The sequence below is a fragment of the Spirochaetaceae bacterium genome (genome assembly GCA_009784515.1).
Classification (GTDB): Bacteria; Spirochaetota; Spirochaetia; order WRBN01; family WRBN01; genus WRBN01.
Map to the genome: position 1 here is coordinate 1 of WRBN01000099.1, position 5,657 is coordinate 5,657.

At 34.8% G+C, this 5,657-nt stretch carries 5 protein-coding genes; all 5 read left to right on the forward strand.

What is annotated here, in order from left to right:
- Positions 1 to 418 precede the first annotated feature (418 nt).
- Complete coding sequence (locus tag FWE37_08850) at positions 419 to 1,285, forward strand: hypothetical protein (protein MCL2521088.1); 867 nt, start codon at positions 419 to 421, stop codon at positions 1,283 to 1,285.
- Positions 1,286 to 1,387: 102 nt separating this feature from the next.
- The gene (locus tag FWE37_08855; GenBank protein MCL2521089.1) at positions 1,388 to 1,774 is read left to right on the forward strand and encodes a GrdX family protein; all 387 of its coding nucleotides are present in this window, start codon (positions 1,388 to 1,390) and stop codon (positions 1,772 to 1,774) included.
- A 29-nt stretch (positions 1,775 to 1,803) separates the two neighbouring features.
- On the forward strand, positions 1,804 to 2,760 hold the full coding sequence (locus FWE37_08860) for an FAD-dependent oxidoreductase (GenBank protein MCL2521090.1): 957 nt from the start codon (positions 1,804 to 1,806) through the stop codon (positions 2,758 to 2,760).
- Positions 2,761 to 2,852: 92 nt separating this feature from the next.
- Positions 2,853 to 3,524, forward strand: coding sequence for a Type 1 glutamine amidotransferase-like domain-containing protein (locus FWE37_08865; GenBank protein MCL2521091.1), 672 nt, complete (start codon positions 2,853 to 2,855; stop codon positions 3,522 to 3,524).
- A 24-nt stretch (positions 3,525 to 3,548) separates the two neighbouring features.
- Positions 3,549 to 5,657: AAA family ATPase (locus FWE37_08870; GenBank protein MCL2521092.1), on the forward strand; the 2,109-nt coding region annotated here is incomplete at its 3' end.

Consider the following 5,657-nt stretch of genomic DNA (forward strand, 5'->3'; position numbering starts at 1 on the left):
ATAACCCTGTGGTATCTAACATTTTTTACTCCTTAAATGTAAATAATTGATAACTGAAAGGTGAAAACTGAAAGTGGATAGCTTTTTAATTCTTAATTTTCATCTTTCACCTTTCATCTTTCACCTTTCACCTTTCACCTTTCACCTTTCACCTTTCACCTTTCACCTTTCACTTACCACTACTCAATTATGGGTTACTGTTTCTTCACTTGAGGAGAAAGTTTAATTTTTTTTGATACTTTTTTAAGGTTGGTTTGGTTAGATAAAATTGCTAGACTAGCTAGTCATCGATAAATACTGTTGGTGCCTATAGGTGGATAGTTACTGTTGCCGGCCTACGATATTCTCTTTAGCGCTAAGGGTTGACCGAAGCCTTAACAAAATGATAAAATACTGGTGTAAAGGTATAGTTAAAATTATGGTTAAATATAAGGCTTTATTACTGCTAATTTTAGTTATGGGCTACGCAAGGGCAGAGGCTAGGCCGGCCAACGATAATTACTGGCGGCATATTGCCCGCAGCAGCCAAATAGTGGTTGTTAATACTGCCGAACTTTTTGCAAACGGTATTACACAGCCAATAGTAGAAATTACTCGGTCTGGTATTAGCATTATGCGTGCTAACTATCAGCAATTTACAGTGAAGGTGCAGGATACCCTTAAAGGCGAGACGCAGGAAGAAATTACCTTTAAAATATTCATTGATGAAGAAGTTTATAATTATTTAACAACTTTGCAGCAAACAGAGCAGGTTATTGTTTTTTTAGTATATGTGGCCGAACTTTCTAGTAATTATTTAGCCAATTATTTTATTGAGGCTGGCTTGATGGCCTACACGGCAGAAAGAAAAACCACCATTAAAAATGAAGTTTTATGGCATAAACAGATAGTCGAAGAGAATTTATATACAGATTTTACCGTTGATGAAAATTTATACGCTAAAGTAGCAGGTTATATTGCTAATACTACAAATAGTTCGCGGCAATTTGAGGCCTTTGAGAGTTTAGAATACCTAGACCAAGTGGCGGTACCGTATATTATTTTACAGTTAAATAATTTTAATAACTTAGCTATAAGAGGAATATCGTTGCGGAATAATTGGCCGGGCGCCTTTGAGGGCATAAGGCATTACGGCCCGCACTTAGTAATAGATGCTTTAACGGCTATTTTAAACCAAATTACTGGGGAAAGTTTTGGCTCTATCTATAACGGCGGCAGCCACGAAGAACGGCTGTTGGCCTTAAATGGCTGGAGAGTTTACCTTTACAAATTGCTTAATAATTAAACTTTTTGCCTTTAAAAAGTTTTAAAAAAATTGTTAAATTTTTTTAATGTAGGCTCTAAAATATGTGCTATAATGTGTTCATTAAGGATAAAGGTACGCTAATTGTCAGCTATTATTTTAACCAATAATTCTAAAGTAGCCGAAAATTTAACTTGCTATAAAATTATTTTTAAAGCTGAAAATTCACTTGTCATTTTAAAATTGGCGCGTGATATGCTGCATAAAGGCCACAAACTTTTAACGCACCCATTGGTAAGCAGCCTAAAACCCAATCAAAACCCTTATAAAACCATCGTTCTTAGCTTAGAAGACGGTGAGATAGATTTAAATTCTTTAGAGATTATGGATAAAGCTTTAGCTTTAGTAGAGGGCTTTAACCATAAGCCGGCCTTTAAAGTTAGCCCGCAAATTGACGAAGATTTGCAGTTTATCGATTACGAATTAATCAGCTCTGCTTTAAAGGAGAGGGCTTTAAGGTATGTAAATTAAAGTGAATATATAGTAAAAAGGAATAAATTATGGATAAAAACGAATACGATGTTATTATAGTAGGCGGCGGGCCGGCCGGTTTAAGTGCGGCTTTATACAATGGCCGGGCTAGACTTAAAACTATTTTGTTTGAAAAAACGCAACTGGGCGGGCAAATTGCCATTTCATCGGAGATAGGTAATTATCCCGGCTATTTTGCGGCGGGGCATAGCGGGTTGTCGGCCACAGCTTTAGTGGATACTATGATAAAGCAGGCCGAAGCCTTTGGTACTATCATCGAAAAAAAGGCCGTTAAAAGCGTCGATTTAGCGGGTAAAGTTAAAAAAGTTACCACCGGTGATGGCGAGGTTTACAGCGCTAAGGCCGTCATCATTGCCACCGGCGCCCAGCCGCGCCGACTTGGTTGTAAAGGTGAGGTAGAGTATATTGGTAAAGGCATTTCATATTGTGCCACCTGCGATGCCGACTTTTTTGCCGACTTTGAAGTATTTTGTGTGGGTGGCGGCGACACCGCTGTAGAAGAGGCCATCTATTTGGCCAAATTTGCTCGCAAGGTAACTTTAATTGTGCGTAAAGATCACGTACGCGCCGCTGCCAGTATTATGGAGCGAGCGGAGGCCAATGAAAAAATCGAGATAAAATACAACACTGAGCTGCTAGAGGTAAGCGGTGAGGATATTTTACAGCAGGCGCGCTTTAAAAACAACAAAACCGGCGAAGAGTGGCTGTACAACGCCGATGAAGAAGACGGTTTTTTTGGTGTTTTTGTTTTTGTAGGTTATGTGCCGTTAAGCCACTTGGTGGAAGGTATCCTCGATTTAAGCCAAGATGGTTATGTACTGGCCGATGAAGAGATGAAAACCAAACTGCCCGGCGTTTTTGCTTGCGGTGATATACGACCCAAAATGCTTAGGCAGGTGGTAACGGCGGCGGCCGATGGGGCGATAGCGGCGATTAGTGCGCAAAAATATATAGAACATGGGTAGCAGGGCTCACCCTGCACCCTTATATAGTGTTGCAAGAGAGCGTTATTTTATTATTAAATAATGTATGTAGCCATTAATAAAAGGAATATATAATGAAGTTAGTTTTAATGTCCTTTGCTAATACAGAGGTTATTACGCAAAAAATTATCGAATTAGCGGGTAAACCCGCTAACGAAATAAAAATTGCTATTATTAATGAGGCTACACTACCTGTTTTAGAGGAAAGCGGCGCAGCCGGCTGGATATTAGATAGCTTTGCGAGCTTGAGAGAGCATTTTACTAATGAAATTTATATGTGTAATTTTCTTTCTTTAAGTTTAGAGGAAAATGTAAAAAGAATTAATAAAGCCGATGTGATATGGGTTTTGGGTGGTAATACCGATTATTTAAAGCTTGTCTTTGAAAAATCGGGCTTTGAAAAATATCTACCGGAAATGTTGGAGACAAAGGTATGGGTAGGCAGTTCGGCGGGAAGTTGTATTTTAGGTAAACGCGGGAATGAAGAATTTTTTGCTCTTTATGAGGAAAAACCTTATGCAGAAGTTAAGGAGTATTATGGCTTTGTAAATGGTATAATTTACCCGCATACCGAATGGTTTACAAACGCCTTTGATATTTGTACAAAAGAGAGTAAAGCTAATCGTAATGTAGCCATTTATTCTCTTTCAGATAAAAGCGCCTTAATTGTAGAAGATGGTAAAACCTATTTAATTGGTGAAAATGCTCAGAAGTTTGTTAATGGTGAAGTAGTAGAGAAAATTTAGTGTTAAGGATTAAGGAGCGGGTTTGTGATAAATGAATTAGATCTATCTGGTAAAAACACTTTTTTAAGCCCTATGTTAGTAAAGTCATTTAAAAAGGTAAATTTTTTTTATGGCAGTAACGGCAGTGGAAAGACAACTATTTCAAGAGTTATCAAAAATAGAGAAAGAATAGGTTGGTTAGATACAATTAATGTTGATTTAGTAGACATACGTGTATTTAATCGTGATTATATTGACGAAAACTTCGGTGAAAATTCTAAAATTAACGGCATATTTAATTTTGGAGAGGATAATGTAAAGATAGAGGAAGAGATTAATGAATTAACAGCTGAAGCTGCTGAATGTTTAAAGAAAATAGGTAACTTTAATAAATCGAAAGAAGAATTAGAAAAGAAAAGAAGTGAATTAGAAGAAAGCATTAAAGATCTTTGTTGGAATTCAACAAGGGAATATACTAAAAGCTTTAATAAAGTATTTGCCGGGTTTAAAAGAAAAGAAAAATTTTTAGAAAAGTGCCTAGAAGAAGTAGAGAAAGATAATTTATCAGAAATAAATTATGATGTTTTAAAAGAATTATATACTAAGGTCTTTGAAGAGGAACATCAAAGTTATGACACGTTTAAGCCCATTAAAATTGATGTAATTAAGCAATTTGAAAGTTGTGAATTATTATCACAAGTAATTTCTGGCAGTTCAGAGACAGATATTGGTAAATTTATTACAGTCCTTGAAAATAGTGATTGGATTAAACAAGGTATGATTTATGTAGATAAAGCTAATGACAAATGTCCTTTTTGCCGACAAAAACTACCTGAAAGTGTTTATACCGATATAAAAGCTTTTTTTGATAAAACATATGAAGATAATTTAAACCAAATAACTGCTTTTTATGAAGAATATACGCAAAAAACAGCAGGTTTAATTGATGAACTTCAAAGATATATAAACCGTATCCCTAAGTTAGACTATTCGTTGTTTGAGGCAAAGGTTAATGTGCTTCAAGCAGAAATTAATAGTAATATTGACAAGATTAAAGATAAACTTAAATCGCCGTCTACTAAAAATAAGTTAGAACAGCTCTCTCCTTTTTGCCAGCAAATTAATGAAATACTGGGTGGTTTTAACGAGATTATTAGCAAGAATAATGAGATTGTCGAAAATTTAGAAGCAAAAAAAGAAGAGTGTGTTAAAGAGATTTGGCAGCTTGCTGTATCCAGATTAAAAGACAATATTAATATTTATATTAAAGAAAAAGATGACAATGAAAAAGGGGTAATCAACCTTACTAACAATATAACTGAACAAGAAGATTTGCAAAGAAGCCGTAAGCAACTTATTGTAAAAAAGCAAGCCAATTTAAAGAGTGTTAAAGCAACCATTGCTAAGATTAATACAACTTTAGCTAACTTTGGTTTTACAGGCTTTAGTATTAGAGAAAATCTCCATGAACCTAAAACTTACCAAATAATGCGTAGTAATAATGAAATTATCACTGCAAAAACTTTAAGCGAGGGAGAACGTAATTTTATTTGTTTTCTTTATTTTTATCATAGTATCTACGGGAGCCTAGATGAAAATAGCTTAAATAAGCCAAGAATTGTGGTGATTGATGACCCTATTTCAAGCCTTGATAGTAATGTTTTATTTATTGTAAGCGTACTTGTTAAAGATATTATCAAAGATTGTTTAAGCACAAATAATAAAATAGATAAAGATATAGACATAAAGCAAGTCTTTATTCTTACTCATAATGTTTATTTTTATAAAGAAATTACCTTTTTAGGGAATGGAAAAGAGTATAGTCCTAAAGATGCAGACTTTTGGTTAGTAAAAAAGAATGATAATCTATCACAAGTTGAGCATAAAGAGAAAAACTTTATTCAAACTTACTACCAACTGCTTTGGGAAGAATTAAAAGAGCAGAAAATGATACAAAATACAGCTATATTTAATACTTTTAGGCGTGTATTAGAATATTATTTCAAAATTATGGGCGGGTATAAAGATAATGATTTTATAGGTGAGTTTGATGGTGAAGACAAGATGGTATGTAAATCTTTAATTGCTTGGGTAAAGGCAGGATCTCATCTTCCTCCTGATGATATGTTTATGCAGCATGATAGTTCGGAGATA